Source organism: Pseudomonas sp. BSw22131, assembly GCF_026810445.1.
GTDB classification, from domain to species: domain Bacteria; phylum Pseudomonadota; class Gammaproteobacteria; order Pseudomonadales; family Pseudomonadaceae; genus Aquipseudomonas; species Aquipseudomonas huanghezhanensis.
The window spans coordinates 2,231,152-2,257,511 of sequence record NZ_CP113949.1; the positions used below are offsets into that span (position 1 = coordinate 2,231,152).

The following is a 26,360-nucleotide window of genomic DNA, read 5'->3' on the forward strand; positions in this document are numbered from 1 at the left end:
GAATGACGCAGAATCAGCGAATAAGGCTGAGGAATTCGCTGCGGGTTGCCGCGTTTTCGCGGAACTCACCCAGCATCACCGACGTGATCATCGACGAATTCTGTTTCTCGACGCCGCGCATCATCATGCACATGTGCTTGGCTTCGATGACCACCGCCACGCCCAGTGCGCCGGTGATCTGCTGAACGGCTTCGGCGATCTGGCGAGAGAGGTTTTCCTGTATCTGCAGGCGGCGGGCGAACATGTCGACAATGCGCGCGACCTTCGACAGCCCCAGCACCTTGCCGCTAGGGATGTAGGCCACGTGGGCCTTGCCGATGAAGGGCAGCAGGTGATGCTCGCACAGCGAATACAACTCGATGTCCTTGACTACCACCATTTCGCTGTTGTCGGAGCTGAACAGCGCACCGTTGGTGACTTCTTCCAGGGTTTGCTCATAGCCGTGACACAGGTACTTCATGGCTTTGGCGGCGCGCTTGGGAGTGTCGAGCAGGCCTTCGCGGGAAACGTCCTCGCCAAGCTGGCTCAATATCTCGGTGTAATTATGTTCCAGTGTCACAGGGCTGTGTTTCCGTGTGGGTTTCGATAAGGCGCACATAGTAGCGTAGCCGTCGGGAGAAGTGGACCGCCGCCGACCGACAAGAAGGCCACGGCGATGAAGCGCAAAGCGTCCGCGATGACCTTTACCGAACCTTTACCGTGCGAAACATGCAGAAATGTATCTACTCGGTGTCTGAGTTAACGGGTGATAGATGCCCGGACGAAGAGAGTAATCATGATGTTGAGCCGAATCGCGAAAATCGCACTGGTGATCGCCCTGACGTCGTCGGTTTCGGGATGTTTTTTTGGCCCCGGATGGGGGCGACACGGCGGCGGATACGACCACCGCTATTACGACGGTGGACGCTACGAAGGCGGGCATTACGACGGCGGCCGCGGATACGGTCCAGGCCCCGGTGACTACCGTCGCTGATCCCGACCAGATCGATCCACTCAAAATGGCGTTGTAGCCACGTCACGCAAGCACAAAGGCCGCGACTGAAGGGCTCCCCGTCGCGGTCTTTTGTTGTCGGGTACTTCCTTCCATAGAATTGATCAGGCGAACTCTGTATCGGACCCGGTACCCGACACCTACCAAGTGTCTACGCGGATTCACCTTCGCACGCTGTAAGAGTGTGCAGGGTGATAAATAAATACCTGTCGTCCAGAGAGTACCCACTCTGTTGAGTCGTAGAGCAAAAGTCGCGATGGTGATGGCAGTAATGTCAGCCATGTCCGGTTGCTGGCCGTTCTGGGGACCAGGCGGCGGTCAGGGTGGACCGGCCCGCGCTGACCGTTTGAAGACCAGAAGCGTCCGTTCTATAAAGCCGGATCAATTGTTTGATCCGGTTTTTTTGTGCCCGCTGAAATGATTTGACTTATTTGATTTGTGATCACATATTCGAGCCATAAGAACGACGACACAGGCTTCTCCTCATGACAGATCGTCCGATCCTCCTGCCGACCATGCGCCAGGTTTCCCGCGATACGCTGCAAGATCAGGTTTATCGCCAGATCCGCGAAGCCTTGATGAGTGGTCGTTTCCAGCCAGGCCAGAAGCTGACCATTCGCGGGCTGGCCGAAGCGCTGGGCTCCAGTCCCATGCCGGTGCGCGAAGCACTGAGCCGTCTGAGCGCTGAAAACGCGTTCGAAGTCACTGAAACCTCCCGCCTGCGTGTGCGCCTGATGACCCCGGCAAGGCTGCGCGAAATTCGCGATGCACGAGTCGCCCTCGAAGGCCTGCTGGCGGAAAAAGCCGTCGCGCTGCTTACCGATGCCGATCTCGCCGAGATCAGCGACTTGTGCGCGCAGATGCAGCACGCCGCCGATCACATCGATGTTTCCCGCTATCTCTGGACCAACTTTGCCTTTCACCGACGCATTTACGCGGTGGCCAAGGCCGAGTTGACGACGGCTGCCGTGGAGAATTTCTGGCTGCACATGGGCCCCTGTTTTGCGCTGGTAGCGCCCGACAGAGCGCACCTTGAGCGCTCGATGGAGGCGCACGACCGCATCGTCGCAGCGCTGGCAGCACGCGACGGCGCCGCAGCCAGGGCCGCGGTGACCGATGACATCATGCAGGCCGCCGATTCCCTGGCGCGTCTGCTCGTCAAGAGCGACCGTTCGCGGTCATCCGTCTCAGGAGTGAAAAAAGCATGAGCGTTTTGAATCGGCTGATTCCCTACACCGGCCTTCGGGTCCTGATATCCGGCGGCGCGGCCGGCATTGGCGAAGTCCTCGCCGCGGCGTACATGGAAGCCGGTGCCAGGGTTCACGTGTGCGACGTCAGCGAAGCGGCCATTGCCGCGTTCCGTGATCGTTACCCTGACAGCACCGCCACTCGCGCCGACGTCGGCGACCCTGCGCAGATCGAGGCTGTGTTTCAGGTGCAGCGCGAGCAGTTCGGCGGCCTCGATGTGTTGGTCAACAATGCCGGCATCGCTGGTCCCACGGCCGGTATCGACGCCATCAGCGACGAAGACTGGCAGCGTACCCTCGACATCAACCTCACCGCGCAATACCGCTTCGCCCATCACGCCGTGCCGCTGCTCAAGCAATCGCCCAACGCGCACCTGATCCACATCGCTTCGGTAGCGGGGCGCCTGGGGTATGCCTGGCGTACGCCTTACGCGGCGACCAAATGGGCCATCGTCGGTTTGATGAAGTCGCTTGCCTCGGAACTGGGTGAGAGCGACATCCGGGTCAACGCCTTGCTGCCAGGCATCGTTGAAGGTCCGCGCATGGACGGCGTCATTCGAGCGCGCGCCGAGCAGATGAACGTGCCCGAGGCCGAGATGCGGCAGGAATACCTGAAGAAAATTTCGCTGAAACGCATGGTCACCGCCGAAGACGTCGCGGCCATGGCGCTGTTCTTGTGTTCGCCTGCTGCGCGCAATGTCACCGGGCAGGCCATCAGCGTGGATGGCAACGTCGAATACCTCTGAAACGGCTGGTCAACCGTCCAGAGACTTTGCAGTAACGACTCGCCGCCTTTTTCGAGCCGCCGTCACACCAGAACTTTCTCGCTAACAACAAGAATGGAGAACACTCATGTCCAAAAAACGCCCGGTCATCATCACATGTGCTGTCACGGGGGCGATTCATACACCGTCGATGTCGCCGCATTTACCCATCACCCCGCAGGAAATCGCTGATGCTGCCATTGGTGCCGCGAACGCGGGTGCCGCGATTGTCCACTTGCATGCGCGGGATCCGGTTGATGGGCGTCCCAGCCAGGAGGTCGACCTGTTCCGCCAGTTTTTGCCGCAGATCAAAGCCAAGATCGACGTAGTGATCAACATCACTACAGGCGGCGCGCCGACGATGGGCGTGGAAGAACGCTTGCAGCCGGTGGCGCAACTCAAGCCGGAACTGGCGTCGCTGAACATGGGCTCGATGAACTTCGGTCTGTACGAAATGCTCGACCGCTTCACCGAGTTCAAGCACGACTGGGAGCGGCCGTACCTCGCGGAAAGCGATGACCGGATCTTTCGCAATACCTTTCGCGACATCGCACACATCCTCAACGCCTGCGCCGAGAACCGCACCCGGTTCGAAATCGAGTGCTACGACATCGGCCATCTGTACACCGCCGCGCACTTCCTGCAACGCGGGCTGCTCAAGGCGCCGATTTTCATTCAGTCGGTGTTCGGCCTGCGTGGCGGGATCGGCGGCCACCCCGAAGACCTCGCACACATGCGACGTACCGCCGACCGTTTGTTTGGGGACGCCTACGAGTGGTCGATCCTCGGCGCGGGGCGCAATCAGATTCCACTGGGCACCATGGGGCTTGCGATGGGCAGCAACGTGCGCGTAGGGCTGGAAGATTCTCTGTGGGATGGCCCGGGCAAACTCGCCGCCTCCAACGCTGATCAGGTTAAACGCATCCGCACAGTGATCCAGGCTTTGGGCGGGCGCGTCGCCACGCCAGACGAAGCCCGGGAAATGCTCGATCTCAAAGGCAAGCATGCGGTGGACTTCTAAAAACCGTCTCCACAGCAAACGCCCATAAAAACAAAAGAGGGGTGCAAACATGCGTATCGAAATAGTCGTTGATGTGAAGACCACGCTGGGCGAAGGCCCTGTGTGGGATGTGGAGCAACAGCGTTTGTACTGGATCGACAGCTTTGATGGCCGCGTCCTGCGGTGTACCGATGACGGGCGCGAGCTGCGGGCGTGGGACGTCGGGCAGAAAATAGGCTCCATGGCCCTGCGCCAGAACGGCGATGCCGCCATCGTGGCGCTGCAGAACGGCCTCTACCACCTTGACCTGCCGAGCGGAGATCTGAAGCTGATCGTCGATCCGGAACCGGGTCGTCCGAACAACCGACTCAACGACGGCAAAGTCGATCGTCACGGGCGCTTCGTCTTTGGCTCCATGGACACTCTGGAGGAGGAGGCCAGCGCCAGCCTGTACCGCCTGGACCCGGACATGAGCCTGCACACGCTGGACGACGGCATCATTTGCTCGAACGGCCCGTGTTGGAGCCCGAACGGTGAAACCTTCTATTTTGCCGACACCTGGTCCGGCGATATCTGGGCGTACGACTACGACAACGCTACCGGAGATGTGGGCAATCGGCGCACCTTCGCTGCGGTCGACACTAGCGGCGGCGGGGCAGCGGATGGTTGCACCGTGGACGCCGAAGGATGCCTGTGGCAGGCCTTGGTGTACGCCGGAAAACTGGTCCGTTACACGCCGGACGGCCAGGTTGACCGTGTCATCGACATGCCGGTCAAGAAGGTCACCAGCCTGGCGTTTGGCGGGCCGAATCTGGACACATTGTTTGTCACCTCCATGGCCAGGCCGCCGTTGCCGCGCTTCCCCGAAGACGGTCAGCAACGTGGCGCGCTGTTTGCGATCACCGGGCTGGGCGTGCAAGGGGTGGCCGAGCGGCGCTTTGCCAGCTGACATTTCCGAACCGATTTCCAAACAGTGAACATGACCGTTAAGGACGACTGAACCCTCTCGATTGGGCGTGTGCGGCACGCCTGGAGACCCTCATGCAAAATAATAAGAAAGCATCGTTGGGCAAGATTCACCGCTATTCGTGGGTGTCGTTGCTGGTGTGCTGGATGATCTGGATCCTCAACGCCTATGACCGCGAGATCGTATTGCGCCTGGGGCCGACCATTTCCAAGCATTTCGATTTATCGGCAGACCAGTGGGGCACCACGGCAACCGTGGTCATGCTGGCGCTGGCCGTCCTCGATATTCCGGGCTCGATCTGGAGCGACCGCTACGGTGGAGGCTGGAAGCGGGCGCGGTTCCAGGTGCCGCTGGTGTTGGGCTACACCGCGATTTCTTTTCTCTCGGGGTTCAAGGCGTTGAGTGGGAGTCTGGCGACGTTCATTGCCTTGCGCGTGGGCGTAAACCTGGGTGCTGGCTGGGGCGAGCCCGTGGGCGTCAGCAACACCGCCGAATGGTGGCCGGTGGAACGTCGCGGCTTCGCACTCGGCGCGCACCACACCGGATACCCGATAGGCGCGTTGTTGAGCGGCCTCGTAGCGAGTTTCGTCATCACCACGTTCGGTGAAGAAAACTGGCGTTATGTATTCTTTTTCGCGTTCGTGGTGGCGCTGCCGCTGATGATTTTCTGGTCGCGCTATTCGACTGCCGAGCGGATTGCCGCGCTCTACGTCGACATCGCGGCCAAAGGGATGACCGCCCCCGACAGCACGCCTTCGGCAAACGTAAAAGGCCAGGCCTGGAAGACTTTCAAGGCCACCATCAGTGATCGCAACATTGCGCTGACTGCGGGCAACACCCTGCTTACGCAGGTGGTGTACATGGGCGTAAACATCGTGTTGCCGGCCTATCTCTACAACATCCTCAACCTGTCGCTGGCGGAGTCAGCCGGCATGAGCGTGGTGTTCACCCTGACCGGCATTCTGGGGCAACTGATCTGGCCGTCTCTGTCGGACATCATTGGCCGCCGCGTGACGCTGATCATTTGCGGGCTGTGGATGGCGGCAAGTGTGGGCGCGTTCTATTTCGCCAACACCACGCTGATCATCGTGGTTGTGCAGTTGCTGTTCGGGCTGGTGGCGAATGCGGTCTGGCCGATTTATTACGCGGTGGCATCCGACTCCGCTCAGCCGTCTGCGACTTCGACGGCGAACGGCATCATCACCACCGCCATGTTTATCGGCGGCGGCGTCGCGCCTGTGCTGATGGGTGGGTTGATCGCCATGGGTGGCGGCTGGACCAGCCTTTCCGGGTACACCGTGTGCTTCTTCGTCATGGCTGGCTGCGCACTGGCGGGGGCGTTCCTGCAACTGTTCTCTCATCGGCCGCAGGCGTTGCAGGCTCAACCGAGCGCTTGACCTTCAAGCCCCACTGACTTCTGTCAGTCGGGGCTTTTCCACTGACGCCGCTCATGAAAGGTTCGCGCAATGACCATCACAAAAACGCTCGAAACGCCTTCTTTACCGCGCGACGCGGCAACGCTCAATAAACTGATGTTCACCAAACTGATGCCGCTGTTGATCGCCGCCTACGTGCTGAGCTTTCTCGACCGGACCAACATCGCGCTGGCCAAACACCAACTGGACATTGACCTAGGCATATCGGCAGCTGCTTACGGGCTGGGCGCCGGGCTGTTTTTTCTGACGTATGCGCTGTCCGAGGTGCCGAGCAACCTGATCATGCACAAGGTCGGCGCACGGTTCTGGATTGCCCGGATCATGGTGACCTGGGGGTTGATCTCTGCCGCCATGGCGTTCGTGCAGGGCGAGACCTCTTTCTATGTGCTGCGCCTGCTGCTAGGCATTGCCGAGGCCGGGCTGTTTCCGGGCGTCATGCTGTACCTCACGTACTGGTTTGGACGCGAACAACGGGCGCGTTCCACCGGTTACTTTCTGCTGGGGGTGTGTTTTGCCAACATCCTCGGTGGCCCTTTGGGCGCTGCGCTGATGCAACTGGACGGGGTGTGGGGTTGGCGCGGGTGGCAGTGGATGTTCTTGCTCGAAGGCTTGCCTGCGGTGTTTTTTGCGATGGTGGTATGGAAGAAGCTGCCGGACCGCCCAGGCAAGGCGCCGTGGCTGAGCGCCGCCGAAGCGACGCAGATCGAACGGCAAATGGCAAAAGAGGCCGAAGAAGGCGCGGGGCAGGGCGGTAGTGCCCTCAAGCAATGCCTGACGCCGCAAATCCTGCTGGCGATTTTCGTGTACTTCTGCCATCAGATTACGGTTTACACCGTGATCTTTTTTCTACCCGGCATTATCGGCAAGTACGCCAGCCTCAGCACTTTGCAGATTGGGTTGCTGACCTCATTACCCTGGCTGGCGGCTGCAATTGGCGCCATCGTGCTGCCCCGATTCGCCAACACTCCGCAGCGTTCGCGACGGATCCTGGTCACCGGCTTGCTGACTATGGCGGCTGGCTTAGCCATTGCATCACTGGCGGGGCCGGTGGTCAGCTTGTTGGGCTTCTGTATTTCAGCAGTGATGTTTTTCGTCGTCCAGTCGATCATCTTTCTTTACCCGGCTTCGCGGCTCAAAGGGGCGGCCTTGGCGGGTGGGCTGGGGTTCGTTAACTCATGCGGACTGTTGGGCGGGTTCGTCGGGCCGTCGGTCATGGGTCTGATCGAGCAAAGCACCGGCAATGCCATGAACGGCATGAAGGTGATTGCGGTGGTGCTGGTGATTGCCGCTCTGGCTGCGTTGCGTCTGCGTCAGGGGCAAGAGCGTCATGAGAGTAAAGACCAGGCGGTGCGAGGCGCCCGGCGTGAATCCATTTGATTAAACGGCTAGTTGCCTATAGTGGGAGGGAGCTTGCTGGCGATGAGGCCGGTGTATCCGTCACAGGTGCTGCGCGCAGAATATCGAATCGCGAGCAAGCGCCCTCTCACAGATCCCGCTTGCCGCACGACGATGGATCTCCTGCAAAACGGACACCGCAGGTTACTCGTCACGCCCTTCCATCATTGTGCGTTTGAGAATCACGTACACCGCGCCAGCGCCGCCATGCTTGGCCAGACAGGATGTGAAACCCAGGACCTGCGGGTGTTGACGAAGCCAGGTGTTGACGTGGCTTTTGATCATCGGGCGTTTACCGTCCAGACGCACCGCCTTGCCGTGAGTGATGCGCACGCAGCGGATTTCCAGTCGGGTGGCTTCGGCGAGAAACTCCCACATGGTCTCCCGGGCCAGTTCGACGCTCATGCCGTGCAGGTCCAGACTTCCCTCGAAGCTTATCTGGCCCAGCTTGAGCTTGCGCATCTGGCCTTCCTGGACGCCGTCGCGGACCCAGTTGAGGGTGTCCTCGGGGCCTACATCGATCACGAACTGATCGGACAGGCCGTCCACAGTCACAGAACCGGTGCGCACGGTAGCGGCCTGGCGCAGTTTTGCCAGATTCTTAAGGTCGGGTTTGGGTTTGCCTGTGTCGGCGTACTCGACCTTGATCGGCTTTACGCCGCGGGTCTCGCTTCGAAACAGGGAAAAATCGTCGTCTTGCATGATGGCCTCCGCGAAGGCCGCCAGTTTAACCAAGTCACGCCCAGTGCGGCGCGACTAAAGCTGTTCAACGACTAAATAAGAAGGTGGGGCACGGGTCAGTCATGCTTCTTCATCAGATGCGGCGACATGTTCAGTCCGCCCGAGCTGCGACGACGACGGCGAGTGCGGCGCCACATCCATACACCGATGTACAGAAACAGCAGACCTAGCACGATGCTGACAACAGCGCCGGCCGGACTTGTGTTCAGTTCGCCCAATGCAGGGGGATGGCCGATCAGGCTGGCAATGCCGGCCATCGCCAGCAGCACCCCGAACGTTGCCAGCACTGCTGCGAACCCCGCACCCAGGCGCATCCGCCAGTTGCTCTGGCCTTTGGGCCGCAGGCGGCGGGCATCAAAACCATCGGATATTTTCATTCCGATTTCCTCTATGGGTATCGGCGCTCTGACCAGCATATGCAGGGGTGGTTCCCGTTTGGCCAGGTTTCTCCAGCATTAAGTCAGGTCTTTGGTGGTGGCCAGGGTGGCGAAGTTGTCAGCCATGATCGCCATTTCGGTCTGTTGTACTACTTCAGCCTTTATCACGCCATGTGGCGTCGGCAGGTCGCGGGTGGCGCAGGCGTCTTCGACGAGGGTGCAGCGATAGCCGTAATCCTTCGCCGCACGGACAGTGGTACTGATACTGGAGTGGCTCATGAAGCCGCACACCACCAGATCCAGATGGCCGAAACTTTGCAGCAGATCATGCAGTCCGGTGCCGTTGAAAGCGTTCGGCAGGCGCTTTTCGACGACGGTTTCATCAGCCAGAGGCAACAGTTCCGGGACGAACTCGCCGCGAGGACCCTGTGGGTCGAACATGCCGCCGACCGTGCCCAGGTGGCGCACGTGGATGATCCTGCATTTGGCGGCACGGGCAGCCGTGACCAGTTGAACGATGTGGGCGATGGCTTCATGAACACCAGTTAGCGCTAGAGGGCCGCTGAGGTACTCTTTCTGGGCATCGATGATGATCAACGTGGCATTGCTTAAAGTAGCCGCTGCATAACCGCGGCCACTGAGTTGAAACATGGTCTTTGGACTGGAAGCTGGAACAGACATCTAAGGCTCCTTTGAGTGGGGCTTTTGCCACATTGTCCACTGGCTGAGCGATTCTGTGAATCGCAATGCTCACAGGCGTCGCTTTGTACCGGACTCCTTGCCGCGCTCAAAGCCGTCGAGCAGGTCGCGAATGCCGTCATATTGCCTGCAAACTCAGCGAAAGGCTGGGAAAGTTTTTTTCAGCGAGCGCCTTGGCGCGCAGGCATCGTTTGTTGCGTGGATGGCTGCTAGAATCGTCCGTCGTTTTTTCAAGGAGTCTGCCGTGATCACTTCCCGCCTGCGCACCCTGCGCGATCATATCCGTTGGGCCGTGAGCCGTTTTCACGGAGCAGACCTGTTCCATGGTCATGGCACCGACAACGCGTGGGACGAGGCACGGCAGTTGGTGCTGGGGGCTTTGCACCTGCCGTGGGAAATCGCCGACAGCTACCTCGATTGCAACCTGGAAGAAGACGAGCTGGTTCAGGTGCAACGCCTGATCAAGCGCCGGGTCGATGAACGTGTACCTACGGCCTACCTTATTGGAGAGGCCTGGTTTTGCGGGATGTCGTTCATCGTCGACGAGCGTGTGCTGATCCCGCGCTCGCCCATGGGTGAGTTGATTGAAAACCGTTTCGAGCCTTGGCTGGCGGCTGAACCTGCGCGGATTCTGGACCTGTGCACAGGCTCAGGTTGCATTGGCATTGCTTGCGCCGACGTGTTTCCGGAGGCCGAAGTGGTGCTGGCCGATCTGTCGTTCGAGGCGCTGGAAGTCGCCAATCAGAACATCGAGCGTCATGGAGTCGATGAGCGCGTCTACACCGTACAGGGCGACGGTTTCGACGGTTTGCCGGGCCAGCGTTTCGACCTGATCGTGTCCAATCCGCCCTATGTCGATGCCGAAGATTTTGCCGACATGCCCGACGAATATCAGCACGAACCTGAGCTGGCGCTGGCGTGCGGCGATGACGGCCTGAATCTGGTGCGGCGCATGCTCGCTCAGGCAGCGGATCACTTGACCGTGAAGGGCTTGTTGATCATTGAGGTCGGCAACAGTCAGGTCCACGTCGAGGCCCTGTACCCGGAAGTCGACTTCGCCTGGCTAGAGTTCCAGCGCGGCGGACATGGCGTGTTCATGCTGACCGCTGAACAATGCCTACAGCATCAGGCATTGTTCGCTTCACGGGTCTAGCCTCGCTCCGACGCCCTTTATGCAGAAGCGTTTGCGGTGGTTGCTGCGCGAATATGGACCTGTTGGAGGCTTGCCCGCGAAGGGTTCTGCACGGCCCCACCGGTCAGTGCTGGCCAGAAAAAATCCTTGCGGGGTGTTGTCACCGTCTACCGATGCGTTGCAATCCAGATCAACAGCCCTGCCTGGAACACCGCAAAGGTCACCAGGCACGCGATGGTAAAGCGTAGGCCGCTGTCCTCACGGCGGTATTTGTTGACCTTTTCCTCATGCTTTTTGATCGTTACTTCTTGCTCGATAAGCTTCTGTTCTGCCTGCTGTAACATCTGCGCCGCTTCTAGAATCGCGACGACCTGCACTTTCTCGGCGTTCCAGCTGTTATTGAGGTTGCCCACCTTCACATCCTTGACGCTGCCTTTTAGGTGTTGCGCATCCGCGTAAACCACCTCAAAGCCCTGGGTCTTGAGCACATGATCGCGGCGCAGGCGGGTGTCTTCCTGCAGCGCATCCTTGTTGGACAGGGCGGTGCCTTCCACTTTGTACTCCGCCCAGTGCTTCTGCGCCCACAAGATGCCTTGAGCCAGCATGAAGCGCCCCAGTCCACGATTCAGCGGCTCGATTTGCAGCCCCGATTCAGGCCCGACGCGCACGGTGCGCAGGGTGTGGTCGACCCATATGTCCAAGTGGTTTTGTTCTTTACGGGCGTTCTGTGCGGGCAGTTGATAGTTCATTCGCAACAGGCTGAATGCTTTGCTGTTGCGCTCTGCGTGACCAAATTGAGCGAAACGTAGCGGCCGCGCTCCAGTGGCGCGGTCGGTTGGCAGCGGCGCCATGCGCAGCATCAGAAAATGTTCGGCTTTTACGTCGTCCCACAGCACTGGGGCAGCAGGTTCGGCGTCGGTGGTGACGGGCGTCACGACCGGCTCGGCCAAAATGTTGTTGTCTGTCATCACGGCGATCCTGTTTTCGACATTGCCCGGCAAGACAATGCCAGCAACTCGCTATCGGCCGTTCTACGTCAATCTGAAGTGCATGGCGCCATACATCCATCCACGCTTGAACCCGCTCAGGCAGCGGGTATCGAGTCGATGAATTTGAGAATTCGGTCCGATACTTCGCTGGCCAGTGGCAACTGGGGATCTTTGTACGAGGCCAGTTGACGCTTGATGTCGTTGGGCACGATACGCAGCACGTGGTTCATGCCATCAATGATGGCGATGCTTGAGTCGGGTTTGGCCTGATGCAGCAGTTCGGCATCACCCACGCCAACCTGCATGTCGTTGCGCCCCTGAATGATGAGTGTCGGGACCGTCAGCTTGCCGAACGCGGCAGCAGGATTCTGTCGGAACAGCGAGATCAGATAGGGCTGCACGCTGGGGCGAAACACCACGTCCAGCGGCGGGGGCACGTTGTCATCGGTTTTGCCGGCCTTGATCTCTTCTATCAACTGTTCGCTGCGCGCCAGCAGAGGCGGCGGCAACTGGTACTGCAATTGTTCGCGAACCACCTGATCGACCGGCCGCCCGGTGCCTGCGACAGAAATCACCGCCGATGCGCCAGCCTGACCTGCGGCAAGGGCTGCGACCAGCGCGCCCTCGCTGTGCCCCAGCAGAATCAGTTGCCCAAGCCGAGGATCGGCTTTGAGCTTCTGGCCCCAGGCTTGGGCGTCGGCGACGTACTTTTCGATGCTCAGGTCGCGTTCATCCGGCGTTGCCGGTTTGCTCGCCGCAACGCCGCGCTTGTCGTAGCGCACGCTGGCAATGTTGTGTTTGGCGAGAATCACGGCCAGGCGCTTGAGGCTGTCGTTGCGGCCGCCGTCCGGATTGTTGCCGTCGCGATCGGTGGGGCCGGAGCCCGCAATGATCAATACAACCGGCACCGGTGTGGTGGATTTGGGCAGTAACAACGTGCCGAACAACTCACCCGTGGCGGTCTCCAGGCTGATCGGGCGCTGAAGCACAACGGGGGTTGCGGCGTGTGCGACGCTGGTCAGAACGGTCAGGGTCAAGGTGATTGCTCGCAGTGGCAAAAAAGCGCGGATCAGGCAAAGTCTACGTAACATCGGAAAGCCACCATCTGATTCAGTGCCGATTGGACGCAGCCAATCCAATAAGGTTCGAGGATGAACTACACGAGCAGCCTGCGTATACTGGCGCGCTTGAGTTTTTGATCGATTTTTCGGAGCGTCACGCATGTCCGGCAATACCTACGGCAAGCTGTTCACAGTCACCACCGCTGGCGAAAGCCATGGCGCGGCACTGGTCGCGATCGTTGATGGCTGTCCGCCGGGCCTGGCGCTGTCGATCGAGGACCTGCAACGTGATCTTGACCGCCGCAAACCCGGCACCAGTCGCCACACCACGCAACGTCAGGAAGCCGACGAAGTCGAGATACTTTCCGGTGTCTTCGAAGGCAAGACCACTGGCTGCTCCATTGGCCTGCTGATTCGCAATACCGACCAGAAGTCCAAGGATTACTCCGCGATTCAGGACCTGTTCCGCCCGGCCCACGCCGATTACACCTACCACCACAAATACGGCATGCGCGACTATCGTGGCGGCGGACGCAGTTCCGCGCGGGAAACCGCCATGCGCGTGGCCGCGGGTGCCATCGCCAAAAAATACCTCGCCAGCCTCGGCATCACAGTGCGCGGCTACATGAGTCAGTTGGGTCCGATTGAAATCCCTTTCAAGACCTGGGATTCGGTCGAGGACAACGCCTTTTTCAGCCCCGACCCGGACAAGGTGCCGGAACTCGAAGCCTATATGGACCAGTTGCGTCGCGATCAGGATTCGGTCGGGGCCAAAATTACCGTGGTGGCCGAAGGCGTGATGCCGGGTCTGGGCGAGCCGGTTTTTGATCGTCTGGACGCCGAGCTGGCTCACGCGATGATGAGCATCAATGCCGTCAAGGGTGTGGAGATCGGTGCTGGTTTCGCGTCGGTCGCTCAACGCGGCACTGAGCATCGCGATGAGCTGACGCCAGAGGGTTTCGTGACCAATAACGCGGGCGGCATTCTGGGTGGCATTTCATCCGGTCAGCCGATTGTCGTGCATCTTGCGCTCAAACCTACCTCCAGCATCACCACGCCGGGCCGTTCCATCGACGTCAACGGTGCCCCGGTCGATGTCATCACCAAAGGCCGGCACGACCCGTGTGTCGGCATTCGTGCCACGCCGATTGCCGAAGCAATGATGGCCATCGTGTTGCTCGACCATCTGTTGCGCCACCGAGGGCAAAACGCGGATGTGCGCGTGAGCACGCCGGTTCTGGGTCAGCTGTAATGCCCAAACCGGATAACGCTGCCGAGGCGTCCTGACCTTGGCAGCGCTTCCGTACTGGCGACTGTCCAGCTTCTATCTGTTCTATTTCGCCTTGCTTGGCTCGACGGCGCCATTTCTGGCGCTGTACTTCGATCACCTTGGGTTTTCCAGCGCTCGTATCGGCGAACTGGTGGCGATCCCGATGCTGATGCGTTGCGTGGCGCCCAACATCTGGGGCTGGCTGGGTGACTACACAGGGCAACGGCTGGCCATCGTGCGCTTTGGGGCGGTCTGCACGCTTGCCACGTTTTCGCTGATCCTGTTTGACAAAAGCTACGCCTGGCTGGCGATGGTCATGGCGCTGCATGCGTTCTTCTGGCATGCCGTGCTGCCCCAATTCGAAGTCATCACCCTGGCTCACTTGCAGGGCCAGACGTCCCGCTACAGCCAGATTCGTTTATGGGGCTCGATTGGATTCATCCTGACGGTGGTTGCGCTGGGTCGATTGTTCGAGTGGTTCAGCCTCGACGCCTACCCGCAGGCGCTGCTGGTTATCATGCTGGGGATTGTCGCCAGCAGTTGGTGGGTGCCGAATGCTCAGCCCGTCGCTTCGAGCCTGCGCACTCAGGCGGGTGGTTTTCTAAAGCAGCTCACACGTCCTGGCGTGCTGGCCTTTTATGCCAGCGTCGGCCTCATGCAACTGAGCCATGGGCCTTACTACACATTCCTGACCCTGCACCTTGAGCAACTGGGCTACAGTCGTGGCTTGATCGGCATGCTGTGGGCCGTCGGCGTGGTTGCAGAAGTGCTGATGTTCATGGCGATGAGTCGTCTATTGCAGCGCTTTTCGGTCAAGCAGATGCTCATGGCGAGCTTTATCCTCGCCGCGTTGCGCTGGATATTGACGGGTAACTTTGCCGACCAACTGGCGCTGCTGATTTTCGCTCAGGTGCTGCATGCCGCCACCTTTGGCAGCTTTCACGCGGCGGCCATCCATTTCGTGCAACGTAGCTTCGGGCCGCAGCAGCAAGGGCAGGGCCAGGCACTTTATGCGGCACTGGCAGGAACTGGCGGTGCCATGGGCGCCTTGTACTCAGGTTACAGCTGGAACACGCTAGGTGCCGGATGGACCTTCAGCATCGCCAGCGTCGCGGCGCTGGCAGCCGCCATCGTGTGTGCCACACGCATGAAAGCGGAACGCGTATGAGCCAAGTGGAAATCGCTTGAAAAAAAGCCTGAGCGACTTTGCCTGACGGGCTACAAAGCCTGAGGCCATGACCGAACCGAGGAGTACCGTAATGAGCACGCTGTCTGTTTACCACGTGTCATCACCTGATTTGCCAAACAAGGTGTTGACCCATTTTGAAGACATCGCCTCGACGCTTGCGGAGCAGGGCGTGACTTTTGAACGCTGGCAGGCCCCCACGCCGATCACTCCCCGTGCCAGTCAGGAGGAAGTGATCAACGCCTATCGCGCTCAAATTGACACCCTGAGCACGGAGCGAGGCTATGGCACCGTTGATGTCATGAGTCTGAGCAGCGATCACCCGCAAAAAGCCGAGTACCAGGCCAGGTTTCTTGAAGAACATCAGCACGCCGGAGATGAAATGCGATTTTTCGTCGCCGGACGTGGGCTTTTTACCCTTCATATTGGTGATCTGGTCTTCGCCGTCTTGTGCGAAAAGAACGACCTGGTTTCCGTCCCCGCCGGCACCCGCCAATGGATCGACATGGGCGAGAACCCCCACCTTGTTGCCATCAGGCTGTTCAACCACCCTGAAGGCTCGGTTGCGACGTTTACCGGTGAAAACACTGCGGGTGGATTCCCGAGCCTTGATGATTGAAGTAAACACTTCTGCCGAGACGTGCATTAGCTGAAACCGGTACGTGCGTACCAATAAAGAGCGGTCAACTCCACGAAGTTGGCCGTTTTTGTTGGGGATTTAGTAAAGATGTAAGCAAGTTTTTGCAGTCTTGTGGGAAGTTGCTTGTTTATAGGTCAGCGATGCCTGTTTGTTTTCGGCTCCATGTTTAAGCCCTTTTACTGTGTAACCCTGCGTCCGTCAGATCCCCGAAGCCTCCGCGATACCGCTGCCAATGCGCTGCACCCGCTGCGCATCAGCACTGTTATCCGTATCGAGCTGCGCTCATCAGAAAACGACATGCCAACAGGGACGACAATCATCAGGGGTTTAGAGGAGGAGAAATGAAAAACACGCAAACGGGCATGCTCGACCCGCTGATCAAACAGATGGTCACCAGCATTACTCACCAAAACGGCGAGGCCGCCATCGCCAACGCGCTGGATTGGCTAAGGGCTGAATGCAGCTGCAAGCGCGCGATGCTCTACCAATATCGGGGTGGTGCTTTGCTTAACTGCATCACTTCCAATGTCGACGGTTACTGGAAAGAGCTTTACTGCCAGGGGCGGCTAATGATCGAGGACCCGGTGGTGCGTTACTACCGACAATCGATGGGTTTTCTCGACTGGAACCAGGCATTCGACACGTATCCTCCGTCGTCCGCCTACATGGCAGCCGTGGAGGACTGCGATCTGTTGCCGGGCTTTTCTTACGGCTATTCCAGCGAAAGTCGCGCCAGCAATGGGGTGGTGACGATCTGCTCGCTCAATGCCCTGGAGCGGCCGTTGACCCATGCCGACCGCTACTTGCTGGCCAGCCTGGTGCCTATGCTGCACGTCGCCGGGAATGGCAGGCCTATGCAAAATCGCTCGTTAAGCGACAAAGAGGTCGAGATTCTGAAATGGGCCAGACAAGGCAAGACAGCGTGGGAAATCGGGCTGATCAAGGAGGTGACGGAGGCAACGGTCAAGCATCACTTCAAGAGCATCTACGCCAAGCTGGGCGTCTCGAATCGTGCGCAGGCGGTGGGCGAGGCTCTGTGTCGCGGGATCATCCAGTAGCGCTCAAGGGTGTTCGATGCTGATGCGCACGCAGAGTGTGAGGCCATGAGCGTTAGGCGCATCAAGGCAAAAAAACCGCGGGAGCCGTGAGGCTGCCGCGGTACCAAAGAAGGTCATAAAAGGGATGCAAGGTACGTTATCGCTGATGACAGCAGCCGCTGTAGGCAGAGACGCTGTTACCAGAAAGAGTCGTTGATCAATTAACGGGTGTGGTAAGTCGGCAGATCAAACCGGTGCTGGCTTTGCAGCATCGAAATGGCTGGCAATTCGCTAGCCTGTGCGGCGAGATCGCGGCGGATTGCGCTAATAACCCATTCCAGTTGAACGGGTGTGTGCAACTGAGCGTAGGAAACCGAGCGACGAACTTGCTTGCCTTCGCTGTTGCGCAGCGACAGCAGCACGCCACCGTCTGGACGCAGTTGGGTGGTGACTTCGAATTCGGAAAATACGGATGAGAATTTTTCTTGGATGAAAGTCATGTCTAGCGGCTCCGTTGCTCAATGATTACAAGCGTTGGTAGTACTAGTGCAGTGACTGTGCCAGCATTTGTTTTTTTATTTATCCCTTTATAAACAAAGAGTTATATAAAGTCTGTTTTTTGTCTTTCCGTGCAATTTGCATGAATAGCCGTTAGGTGTCCTGCATTTTGCCGGACGAGGGGAACTTAAACAGGAATGCGAATCAACGGATTGCAGAGGGGTGCCGCAACCTAAGACCGCGATCAGCGGGTTTTATTTCATCTAGCTGTACGAAAATCCCGTGACATCGACCTTCATCAGGATAGGCGGCCTTTCTATCGAAACTAACTGGAAACTAGATCGCGGCCACCAAGGTCTCAGGTTTTCGACAGTATCGATAAATGCGCCGCCGAGCGCCCAAGGAGCACTGAATGTCCGAAGACTCTAAACCTGGAGGTTCTGCCACCCGCATGACCGATGACGAAGCGCTGGAGTTTGCCGAACAGGTTTTTGATCGCGCCCGAGCCGGTGATGCCGTCATGCTTGACAGACTGCTGGAAAACGGCCTGACCCCTAACCTGCGGAATCACAAGGGCGACACGCTGCTGATGCTCGCCAGCTATCACGGTCATAAAGACGCGGTCAGCGTGCTGCTCAAGCACAAGGCAGACCCTGAGTTGCGTAACGATAACGGTCAGAGCCCGATTGCAGGCGCAGCGTTCAAGGGCGATCTGGAAGTGGTACGGCTGCTGGTCGAGAGCGGGGCTGAGGTCGAAGGCGCGTCTGCTGACGGTCGTACTGCATTGATGATGGCGGCAATGTTCAACCGTACGGCCATCGTCGATTACCTGATCTCCAAAGGTGCTAATCCGCACGTCAAGGACGCCAAGGGCGTGACGCCGCTGATGGCCGCGCAAACCATGGGCGCCACTGAAACAGCCGAGCAACTCACCCGTATCGGCGTGTGAAGCCATAGAGGCGCGCAGGATTTACCGTTATCCTGCGCGCCTGTTTTTTGCCCGGATCATCGCCATGAAAGCTCAGCTCATCGAATTCATCAGCAAAATCAGCTCCGGCTGCATGAGCGATGAGGAAATCGGCCTCATTGCCGACGAAGCCGCGCAGGCTTACGCCGAGCCTCAATCATTTCTCGATGCCAATCCCGATATCAATTACGACGACACTTTCCCGATCCCGCTGGGCGAGTGGGTGGTGATTGGCAGCCTGCCCGAGACGGTGCTGTTTCAGGCCGATACGCACGAGCAGCTTCTGGCGCAGATCATCGCTTCGTTCGGCCCAGGTGTGGCATTCAATATCAAGCCTAAACAGTTGGCCAAAACCGATCCTCTTACCGCCATGAAACGGATTCAGATCCAGTTGAGCAGCATGAACAAGGAGCAGGGCGGCTATGTGCTCATGAATATCAGCCAGCCTCTGGATGACGAACTGCAGACCGTCCTTGTTTACGGTTGCGATCAAGCGCGCGTGGTCGAGCTGGGCGCGATGATCGGGGTCGCGATTGAGCCTGCGTTGCAAGTGAGTGAACGCGCTCAGTCTTGAAGTGGTTGGGCGGCGAATGTTTCGAAATATGCACGCCGACCAACGGAACCCTTGTGAGGCGCTGCTTTCCTAACCAGGGCAAGCCTCATTTAGGAGCAACACCATGGGTTCAACCTTCAATGGTCTGGTCGGACTGATCATTCTGGCTCTGGATATCTGGGCCATTATCAACGTACTTAAAAGCGGCTCCGAAACCGGGATGAAGATCCTCTGGGTGCTGCTGATTGTGCTGCTGCCGGTCCTGGGTCTGATCATTTGGGCTATCGCAGGTCCAAGAGGCAATGTGCGCATCTAGCCAGTCGATTCGCCGGTAACATCCAACGCTTGATTGCCAGTAGGGAATCAGGCGTTTTTTATGTGTTCTCCACGCCCATCTGCCATCGCGTTTTCTTGTGGGTGCAAGAGCGAAAAGATGAAAAGCGTGTTGAAACGTAGATTTTGTAAGCATTTGTTAGATCGGACAGCCGGACAACGTAATTTTCACGGCAGCTCCGCAAGACTGCGCACCGCCCGAAAGGCGCGCATGTGCTAAAGAAAGAGTCGCATCAGTGGTAAAGCTTGAGCGATCACGTAATATTTGCCACCCGTGATCCCGGCCAGATGTCTTGGCTGCGGGCGCAACGGCTTTTTGAACTTCAACCTGAATTCAACGGATCCTAGAACACATGGCCAAAACGGACGCCCCGGCGCGCGCGCCGCAACCTACCGTCAGATCGCACCTGGCTTACACGCTGCTCAGTGGTCTGGTGTTGATGGTTCTGTACACACTGTTGCGCGTTGCGCTGTTGGTCTACAACCGCGAAGGAATCGGCGAGACGCCAGCCGCCAGCTTCATCGAAGCATTTGCCAATGGCCTGCGTTTCGACCTGAGACTGGTGGTCTACCTATTGATTCCGTTGCTGCTGGCATTGTTCAGCGCACGATTGATGGCGGCGCGCGGCTTCTTCCGTTTCTGGCTGACGCTGGTAGCCAGCATCACGACCTTCTTCGGTCTGATGGAGATGGACTTCTACCGTGAGTTCCACCAGCGCCTCAACGGTCTGGTCTTTCAGTACGTCAAGGAAGACCCGAAAACCGTACTCAGTATGTTGTGGTACGGCTTTCCGGTGGTCCGTTACCTGCTGGCATGGGCGGTGGTGACGTGGTTGCTGAGCCTGGTGTTCAAGGGCGTCGACCGTCTGACCCGGCCGAGCGGCCAGTTCAACCTGGCCACCGCGAGCAACCGCAAAGTGGCGCCGTGGTATACGCGCATTGGTGTGTTCGTGGTCTGCCTGTTGATCGCCGTGGTGGCTGCGCGCGGCACCTTGCGTCAAGGCCCGCCGCTGCGCTGGGGTGACGCGTACACCACCGAATCCAATTTCGCCAACACACTGGGTCTCAATGGCACGCTGACTTTGATCGCCGCTGCCAAGAGCCGGATGTCAGAAGATCGCGACAACATCTGGAAGGGCAACTTGCCAACGGCGCAAGCCCAGCAAACCGTGCGTGACATGCTGCTGACACCCAACGACAAGCTGATCGACGCGGACACGGCGGCTGTACGTCGTAACTTCTCGCCGCCAGCGGATAAAACCCTTCCGATTAAAAACGTGGTCGTCATTTTGATGGAAAGCTTCGCCGGCCACTCTGTAGGGGCTTTGGGCGACGAGTCGAACATCACGCCTTACTTTGACAAGCTGTCCAAAGAGGGCTTGCTGTTTGACCGTTTCTTCTCCAACGGCACTCACACCCACCAAGGCATGTTCGCGACGATGGCGTGCTTCCCCAACCTGCCAGGTTTCGAGTACCTGATGCAGACGCCGGAGGGCAGCCACAAGTTGTCCGGTTTGCCGCAGTTGCTGAGCGCTCGTAAATACGATGACGTTTACGTCTACAACGGCGATTTCGCTTGGGACAACCAGTCCGGTTTCTTCAGCAACCAGGGCATGACCAACTTCATCGGCCGTAATGACTTCGTGAACCCGGTGTTCTCTGACCCGACGTGGGGCGTGTCCGATCAGGACATGTTCGACCGTGGCGCCCAGGAGCTCAAGGCACGCGAAGATAAGGGCCGTCCTTTCTATGCGCTGTTGCAGACGCTCTCCAATCACACGCCTTACGCGCTGCCGACTAACTTGCCAGTAGAGCGTGTAACCGGACACGGTTCGCTCGATGAACACTTGACCGCGATGCGTTACTCCGACTGGTCGCTTGGGCAGTTTTTTGAGAAGGCCAAGAAAGAGCCTTACTACAAAGACACCTTGTTCATCGTCGTTGGCGACCATGGTTTCGGCAATAACGAGCAGATCACCGAAATGGACCTCGGCCGTTTCAACGTGCCAATGTTGATGATCGCGCCGGGCCTGCAGGAGAAGTTCGGTTCTCGCAGCAGTATCGTCGGTACACAGATCGACATCGTGCCGACCATCATGGGCCGTCTGGGTGGCGACACCGTCAACCAATGCTGGGGCCGCGATTTGCTCAGCTTGCCGGAAGGCGATAAGGGCTTCGGTGTCATCAAGCCGTCGGGCAGTGAGCAGACCGTGGCGATCGTCACGGGTGATCGAATCCTGATCGAACCCAAGGAAATGGAGCCGAAGATTTACGCCTACACGCTTGGCACCAAGCCACACGCCGAGCTGATCCCGGATGCACCGGACGTGGCTGAGTTGCGCAAGAAGCTCGACAGTTTCCTGCAGATCGCGACGAAAAGCCTTTTGGACAATACTGCCGGGGTTAAGGACGCCAAGCCTTAGTCTGGCTGCTGCACAAGAAGAGGCCCTCGTGGCCTCTTTTTTTTGCTTGTGTATTGGACGCTGCGCGCATAACAGGTTGAACGAATGAGGAAAATCCGAAGTCCGATTCCGGTAGGCCGGCTTGCGGCCTGGTTGAGGAGGTATCGATGAAAGTCTGGACAATTTCGTTTCTGGATAAAGACGGCGTGCAACAGACCCTCGATCTTGAGTCCGAGCAGCGGCCCAGTGAAGAGGAGGCCGCGCAGCGTCTGCGTCCGCATTTGTTCCCTGTGACGACTGATCTGGACCTGAATGATCTGGACGGCCGGACCGACGAGCCCACGGTCAAAACTCTGAAGGACCAGAATGCGGTACAGATCGTTTCCATCGTCGAAGCATCGTGATTTATCAACCGATTCCGCCTGTTGCGGCAATTGGCAACGGGCTATCAATGGGCGTAGTCTGCAAATGAGGCCGGTGACGCATCTAACCGACCCAGATCCTGTATCGATGCCCGGTTTGTAACTCTGGCTTCAAGCGCAGGGCCGGCCTTGTAGCGACATGCTTGAGTCCCGCACGGCAGATTATCTGCCGTGAAGCGGCCCCTTCGGACGGGGCGTTCAGGGATCGTTGAAACTCTATCTATCGTTGCATAGGAGGACGTTTCATGAGCACAGCCTATCAAGAAGACATCAGCAGTAACGTACTGCGCCGCATGAAAGAAGGCGGTTTCGACTTCGCTCGTATTCACCCCATTGAGTTTTATGCTGTCTTCCCGGATGAGGAGCGGGCGCGTCAGGCAGCGGGTCAGTTTCGCGGTGAGTCCATCAATGCCCAGATCAACGCCCGAGACGATGGCGCCTGGGACTTGCAGCTGAGCAAAGTGATGTACGCGACTTATGACGGTATCGGCGACTTTGAACAGGATCTGCAAGCGGCATTCGATCCCCTGGATGGGGAAGTGGAAGGCTGGGGTGTGAAGCAGGAGATCAAACGGTTTCACGCTTAATTGCTAGAAGCACTATGAGGCGGCGAGCTGGGTGAACTCGGCTCAGCTCGCAGCTCAAAACAGGGCAAAAAAAAGCCGCTCAATTGAGCGGCTATAAAGGGAAGTCTGTAACGAGTAGGTGTTGGCAAGGTTCTCTTGCAGCGTCGAAATCGTTTTCATGCATCACGCTTCGGTGCCCGGCAGAGAGTTGTTTGCCGGTATAAGTGTGAGTATCCAGAAGCTAATGGCCTGCCGTGAAATCAACTCTGGCTATGCCGGTGATAGTTTTCTCAATGGTGGGACGCTTCTATATGAGGCGTAAGAGAATTGGTTAGGGCGCTTCTTGCACAGGAATGGTGCGCGGGTGTGATTTTGATTGTTTAACCAATTGATTTTAAAGCGTTTATGCCGCTGGCACGGGCCTTGCGAAGGCCCTTGTGTCCATGGTGACAAGGAGTACGGCATGATCCGCACCTTTTATAACGAGATGTACGATGCAGGCGGCATTGTTCGCCCGCATTATCGGGAATTTGCCCGTTGGTTGGGTGAAGCGCCCCCTGAGTTGCTGGCTCAGCGCAGGCGTGAGGCCGATCTGTTGTTTCATCGCGCCGGGATCACATTTACGCTCTATGGCGACGAGCAAGGCACCGAGCGGCTTATCCCGTTCGATACCATCCCCCGCAGTATCCCCGCCAGTGAATGGCGCGTGGTGGAGCGCGGCTGTATTCAGCGCGTCAAGGCGCTGAACATGTTTCTCGCCGATCTCTATCACGATCAACGCATCATCAAGGCCGGGATCATCCCCGCCGAGCAAGTTCTGGCCAACGAGCAGTACCAGTTGGCGATGCAGGGCTTGAATCTGCACCGTGATCTCTATTCGCACATTTCCGGTGTCGATCTGGTACGTGACGGAGATGGAACGTATTACGTTCTCGAAGACAATCTGAGGACCCCCAGCGGCGTGAGCTATATGCTCGAAGACCGCAAGATGATGATGCGGCTGTTCCCCGAACTGTTTGCGGCGCAACGGATCGCGCCAATCGATCATTACCCCAATCTCCTGCTCGACACGCTGAAGAGCTCCAGTGCGCTGGACAATCCAAGCGTGGTCGTCCTGACGCCGGGACGGTTCAACAGCGCTTTCTTCGAACATGCGTTTCTGGCTCGGGAAATGGGTGTTGAACTGGTTGAGGGGGCGGATTTGTTCGTCCGTGATGATCGGGTGTTCATGCGGACCACCGATGGCGCGAAGCCCGTCGACGTGATCTACCGGCGTCTGGACGATGCGTTCCTTGATCCTCTGGCGTTCAATCCGGATTCGATGCTGGGTGTGCCGGGTCTTCTGTCGGCTTATCGCTCGGGCAATGTGGTGTTGGCCAACGCCATCGGGACTGGTGTTGCGGACGACAAATCGATTTACCCGTTTGTCACCGACATGATCCGTTTCTACCTGGACGAAGAGCCCATCCTGAAGAACGTACCGACCTGGCAGTGCCGCAAGCCGGAAGAGTTGTCTCACGTGCTCGCCAACCTCGGCGATCTGGTGGTCAAGGAAACCCAGGGCTCGGGCGGTTACGGGATGCTGGTAGGTCCTTCTGCCACTGCGGCTGAAATCGAATCTTTCCGCGCCAGGCTCAAAGCCAAGCCCCACTTGTATATCGCTCAACCTACTTTGTGTCTGTCGACCTGTCCGACGTTCGTCGAGAACGGCATCGCCCCGCGACATATCGATCTGCGCCCGTTTGTGTTGTCGGGCCGCGAAACCCGCGTCGTCCCCGGCGGCCTGACACGCGTTGCATTGCGTGAAGGCTCGCTGGTGGTCAACTCGTCGCAGGGTGGCGGAACCAAGGATACCTGGGTGGTCGAGGATTAAGGATGCCTGCCAATGTTAAGTAGAACTGCCTCGGATCTGTATTGGATGTCCCGCTACCTGGAGCGGGCCGAAAACCTCGCACGGATGCTGGACGTCAGTTATTCGCTGTCCCTGATGCCTCAGGACGGCCGCGGCGACGGGCTGAATGAAATCGCCATGCCGCTGCTGATCACTGGAACGCTGGACGATTATCTGGAGCGCCATGGCGAGTTGCACGCCGAGCGGCTGCTGCATTTCTTCGCCCTGGATGCTGAAAACCCTGCGAGCATTTATAGCTGCCTCGGGGCCGCACGGGCCAGTGCTCATGCAGTTCGTGGGCGCATTACTGCGGACATGTGGGAAAACATCAACGCCACGTACCTGGAAATTCGCGGGATTGCCGAGCAGGGCTTGAGTCGTTACGGCATGAGTCGTTTCTGCGAGTGGGTCAAGGAGCGCTCGCACCTGTTCCGCGGCGCCACCTACGGCACCATCATGCGTAACGACGCATTCCGCTTTATTCGTCTTGGTACGTTCATCGAGCGCGCTGACAACACCCTGCGCATGCTTGATGCGCGCTATGAAATGCTTGAGTTGCGCGGTCCGTCCGCCAATGCTGCGGCAGACAATTCGGCGGCTGGCTACTATCAGTGGAGCGCCTTGCTGCGTGCGTTGTCCTCGTTCGAGGCCTATACCGAGGTGTACCGCGATGCGCCGGGTGCTCGTCAGGTCGCAGAATTACTCTTGTTGCGTGCAGATATCCCACGCTCACTGCGCGCGTGTCTGGAGGAGCTGGATCTGATTCTGGCCAGCTTGCCTGGCGCCAACGGTCGTCCGGCTCAACGTCTGGCTGCCGAACTCGATGCCCGTCTGCGCTACACCGGTATCGATGAAATCCTCGACGAGGGTTTGCATGAATGGTTGAACGAATTCATTCCGCTGCTGGCCCAACTGGGTAGTGTTATTCACACATCTTATCTGGAGGCTGCATGAGACTCTCAATTAGCCACGAGACCACCTATCACTACGAGGATCAGGTCCGCGCCAGCATCCAGTATCTGCGTCTGACCCCTCACGACAGCGAGCGCCAGCAAGTATTGAGCTGGCAGTTGACCTTGCCGCGCCCGGTGCGCGCGCAGGTAGACCCGTTTGGCAATATCCTGCACGTGCTGACGCTCGACGAGCCTCATGAGGCGATCGTGATTGGTGCCCGCGGGCAGGTCGAGATCGACGAGAAGCGCGAAGCCGAGCACGAATCGCAATCTGAGTTGCCATTTCTGCGGGTCACGCGCCTCACCGAAGCTGACGAGGCCATTCGTAGTTTTGCAGCCAGGGAATCCAAAAAGCGTCGCGACCGTAATAGCCTGATTGACCTGATGCACGCGCTCAACCAGCACATCACTTACACGCCGGGCGCGACCGAAGTCGACACCAGCGCGGCCGAGGCATTTGCCAACAAGGCAGGCGTCTGTCAGGACCACACTCATGCGTTCCTGGCGTGCGCGCGCAGTCTGGGCGTGCCGGCTCGTTATGTCTCGGGCTATCTGTACAGCGAAAACAGCGAACACTTGTCGAGCCATGCGTGGGCAGAAGCGTGGATCGACGACGCCTGGTACAGCTTTGATGTCACCAATCAACTGGCCATTCCCGAGCGTCACCTGAAACTGGCGGTGGGTCTGGATTACCTGGATGCCTGTCCGGTGCGCGGCATGCGCCGTGGTGGTGGTTGCGAGCAGATGCACGCCAAAGTGACAGTGTCGCCGACCGTCGCATCAGCGCTGCCTAAACCTGCGCCAATGATGCAGGTGCAGCGTCAAGGTTGAGGTGCGAGCTCT

At 58.4% G+C, this 26,360-nt stretch carries 28 protein-coding genes; 21 read left to right on the plus strand and 7 right to left on the minus strand.

Going from position 1 to position 26,360, the window contains the following annotated elements; all coding sequences use genetic code 11:
* Window positions 1–13: 13 nt before the first annotated feature.
* Window positions 14–559: a GTP cyclohydrolase I FolE gene (gene folE, locus OYW20_RS10015; protein ID WP_268800524.1), complete on the minus strand. Its 546-nt coding sequence runs from the start codon at window positions 557–559 to the stop codon at window positions 14–16.
* A gap of 216 nt (window positions 560–775) precedes the next feature.
* On the opposite strand from folE, the gene OYW20_RS10020 reads away from it, so the two are divergent.
* The 7 genes from OYW20_RS10020 (at window position 776) to OYW20_RS10050 (ending at window position 7,782) form a co-directional block, all read left to right on the plus strand.
* Entirely contained in the window at window positions 776–973 is a 198-nt protein-coding gene (locus OYW20_RS10020; protein WP_268800525.1) for a hypothetical protein, read from the plus strand.
* Between the two features lie 503 nt (window positions 974–1,476).
* Complete coding sequence (locus tag OYW20_RS10025; protein WP_268800526.1) at window positions 1,477–2,199, plus strand: GntR family transcriptional regulator; 723 nt, start codon at window positions 1,477–1,479, stop codon at window positions 2,197–2,199.
* Entirely contained in the window at window positions 2,196–2,984 is a 789-nt protein-coding gene (locus tag OYW20_RS10030) for an SDR family oxidoreductase (protein WP_268800527.1), read from the plus strand. The genes OYW20_RS10025 and OYW20_RS10030 overlap by 4 nt, the downstream gene beginning before the upstream one ends.
* Window positions 2,985–3,090: 106 nt before the next feature.
* Window positions 3,091–4,023, plus strand: a complete 933-nt coding sequence (locus tag OYW20_RS10035; protein ID WP_268800528.1) for a BKACE family enzyme — start codon at window positions 3,091–3,093, stop codon at window positions 4,021–4,023.
* Window positions 4,024–4,072: 49 nt separating this feature from the next.
* Entirely contained in the window at window positions 4,073–4,951 is an 879-nt protein-coding gene (locus OYW20_RS10040; RefSeq protein ID WP_268800529.1) for an SMP-30/gluconolactonase/LRE family protein, read from the plus strand.
* Between the two features lie 92 nt (window positions 4,952–5,043).
* Window positions 5,044–6,366, plus strand: coding sequence for an MFS transporter (locus OYW20_RS10045; protein ID WP_268800530.1), 1,323 nt, complete (start codon window positions 5,044–5,046; stop codon window positions 6,364–6,366).
* 69 nt (window positions 6,367–6,435) lie between these two features.
* Window positions 6,436–7,782: an MFS transporter gene (locus tag OYW20_RS10050; RefSeq protein ID WP_268800531.1), complete on the plus strand. Its 1,347-nt coding sequence runs from the start codon at window positions 6,436–6,438 to the stop codon at window positions 7,780–7,782.
* Between the two features lie 162 nt (window positions 7,783–7,944).
* On the opposite strand, the gene OYW20_RS10055 is transcribed toward OYW20_RS10050, so the two are convergent.
* The 3 genes from OYW20_RS10055 to OYW20_RS10065 form a co-directional block, all read right to left on the minus strand.
* On the minus strand, window positions 7,945–8,502 hold the full coding sequence (locus OYW20_RS10055; protein WP_268800532.1) for a Smr/MutS family protein: 558 nt from the start codon (window positions 8,500–8,502) through the stop codon (window positions 7,945–7,947).
* A 95-nt stretch (window positions 8,503–8,597) separates the two neighbouring features.
* Window positions 8,598–8,918: a hypothetical protein gene (locus tag OYW20_RS10060; protein ID WP_268800533.1), complete on the minus strand. Its 321-nt coding sequence runs from the start codon at window positions 8,916–8,918 to the stop codon at window positions 8,598–8,600.
* 78 nt (window positions 8,919–8,996) lie between these two features.
* On the minus strand, window positions 8,997–9,599 hold the full coding sequence (locus tag OYW20_RS10065) for a cysteine hydrolase family protein (protein WP_268800534.1): 603 nt from the start codon (window positions 9,597–9,599) through the stop codon (window positions 8,997–8,999).
* Window positions 9,600–9,861: 262 nt separating this feature from the next.
* Here OYW20_RS10065 and prmB point away from each other — a divergent pair, with 262 nt between their 5' ends.
* Window positions 9,862–10,770: a 50S ribosomal protein L3 N(5)-glutamine methyltransferase gene (gene prmB, locus OYW20_RS10070; RefSeq protein ID WP_268800535.1), complete on the plus strand. Its 909-nt coding sequence runs from the start codon at window positions 9,862–9,864 to the stop codon at window positions 10,768–10,770.
* A 146-nt stretch (window positions 10,771–10,916) separates the two neighbouring features.
* Here the strand turns inward: prmB and OYW20_RS10075 are convergent, their stop codons facing one another.
* Both OYW20_RS10075 and OYW20_RS10080 read right to left on the minus strand, forming a co-directional pair.
* On the minus strand, window positions 10,917–11,717 hold the full coding sequence (locus OYW20_RS10075) for a hypothetical protein (RefSeq protein ID WP_268800536.1): 801 nt from the start codon (window positions 11,715–11,717) through the stop codon (window positions 10,917–10,919).
* Window positions 11,718–11,833: 116 nt separating this feature from the next.
* A complete protein-coding gene (locus tag OYW20_RS10080) occupies window positions 11,834–12,829 on the minus strand; it encodes an alpha/beta hydrolase (RefSeq protein WP_268800537.1) in 996 nt (331 codons plus the stop codon).
* Window positions 12,830–12,959: 130 nt separating this feature from the next.
* Here OYW20_RS10080 and aroC point away from each other — a divergent pair, with 130 nt between their 5' ends.
* From aroC to OYW20_RS10100, 4 genes are all read left to right on the plus strand, one after another.
* Window positions 12,960–14,051, plus strand: a complete 1,092-nt coding sequence (gene aroC, locus OYW20_RS10085) for a chorismate synthase (protein WP_268800538.1) — start codon at window positions 12,960–12,962, stop codon at window positions 14,049–14,051.
* A gap of 37 nt (window positions 14,052–14,088) precedes the next feature.
* Entirely contained in the window at window positions 14,089–15,237 is a 1,149-nt protein-coding gene (locus OYW20_RS10090) for an MFS transporter (RefSeq protein ID WP_268800539.1), read from the plus strand.
* A gap of 91 nt (window positions 15,238–15,328) precedes the next feature.
* Complete coding sequence (locus tag OYW20_RS10095) at window positions 15,329–15,874, plus strand: 1,2-dihydroxy-3-keto-5-methylthiopentene dioxygenase (protein ID WP_268800540.1); 546 nt, start codon at window positions 15,329–15,331, stop codon at window positions 15,872–15,874.
* Between the two features lie 362 nt (window positions 15,875–16,236).
* Window positions 16,237–16,953, plus strand: coding sequence for a helix-turn-helix transcriptional regulator (locus tag OYW20_RS10100; protein WP_268800541.1), 717 nt, complete (start codon window positions 16,237–16,239; stop codon window positions 16,951–16,953).
* 200 nt (window positions 16,954–17,153) lie between these two features.
* Here the strand turns inward: OYW20_RS10100 and OYW20_RS10105 are convergent, their stop codons facing one another.
* The gene (locus tag OYW20_RS10105) at window positions 17,154–17,432 is read right to left on the minus strand and encodes a DUF3509 domain-containing protein (protein WP_268800542.1); all 279 of its coding nucleotides are present in this window, start codon (window positions 17,430–17,432) and stop codon (window positions 17,154–17,156) included.
* Between the two features lie 410 nt (window positions 17,433–17,842).
* Between OYW20_RS10105 and OYW20_RS10110 the strand changes: the two genes are divergently transcribed.
* From OYW20_RS10110 to OYW20_RS10150, 9 genes are all read left to right on the plus strand, one after another.
* On the plus strand, window positions 17,843–18,379 hold the full coding sequence (locus tag OYW20_RS10110) for an ankyrin repeat domain-containing protein (RefSeq protein ID WP_268800543.1): 537 nt from the start codon (window positions 17,843–17,845) through the stop codon (window positions 18,377–18,379).
* A gap of 64 nt (window positions 18,380–18,443) precedes the next feature.
* On the plus strand, window positions 18,444–18,971 hold the full coding sequence (locus tag OYW20_RS10115) for a hypothetical protein (RefSeq protein ID WP_268800544.1): 528 nt from the start codon (window positions 18,444–18,446) through the stop codon (window positions 18,969–18,971).
* 103 nt (window positions 18,972–19,074) lie between these two features.
* On the plus strand, window positions 19,075–19,266 hold the full coding sequence (locus OYW20_RS10120; RefSeq protein ID WP_268800545.1) for a PLDc N-terminal domain-containing protein: 192 nt from the start codon (window positions 19,075–19,077) through the stop codon (window positions 19,264–19,266).
* A gap of 370 nt (window positions 19,267–19,636) precedes the next feature.
* On the plus strand, window positions 19,637–21,706 hold the full coding sequence (locus tag OYW20_RS10125) for an LTA synthase family protein (protein WP_268800546.1): 2,070 nt from the start codon (window positions 19,637–19,639) through the stop codon (window positions 21,704–21,706).
* Window positions 21,707–21,852: 146 nt separating this feature from the next.
* Window positions 21,853–22,089: a hypothetical protein gene (locus OYW20_RS10130; protein ID WP_268800547.1), complete on the plus strand. Its 237-nt coding sequence runs from the start codon at window positions 21,853–21,855 to the stop codon at window positions 22,087–22,089.
* 263 nt (window positions 22,090–22,352) lie between these two features.
* Window positions 22,353–22,694, plus strand: a complete 342-nt coding sequence (locus tag OYW20_RS10135; protein ID WP_268800548.1) for a ribonuclease E inhibitor RraB — start codon at window positions 22,353–22,355, stop codon at window positions 22,692–22,694.
* Window positions 22,695–23,136: 442 nt separating this feature from the next.
* The gene (locus OYW20_RS10140; protein ID WP_268800549.1) at window positions 23,137–24,546 is read left to right on the plus strand and encodes a circularly permuted type 2 ATP-grasp protein; all 1,410 of its coding nucleotides are present in this window, start codon (window positions 23,137–23,139) and stop codon (window positions 24,544–24,546) included.
* A gap of 12 nt (window positions 24,547–24,558) precedes the next feature.
* Window positions 24,559–25,518, plus strand: coding sequence for an alpha-E domain-containing protein (locus OYW20_RS10145; protein WP_268800550.1), 960 nt, complete (start codon window positions 24,559–24,561; stop codon window positions 25,516–25,518).
* Window positions 25,515–26,348 carry a transglutaminase family protein gene (locus OYW20_RS10150; protein ID WP_268800551.1) on the plus strand — a complete coding sequence of 278 codons (834 nt, stop codon included), beginning with the start codon at window positions 25,515–25,517 and terminating at the stop codon, window positions 26,346–26,348. Before OYW20_RS10145 ends, OYW20_RS10150 begins: the two co-directional genes overlap by 4 nt.
* Window positions 26,349–26,360 lie beyond the last annotated feature (12 nt).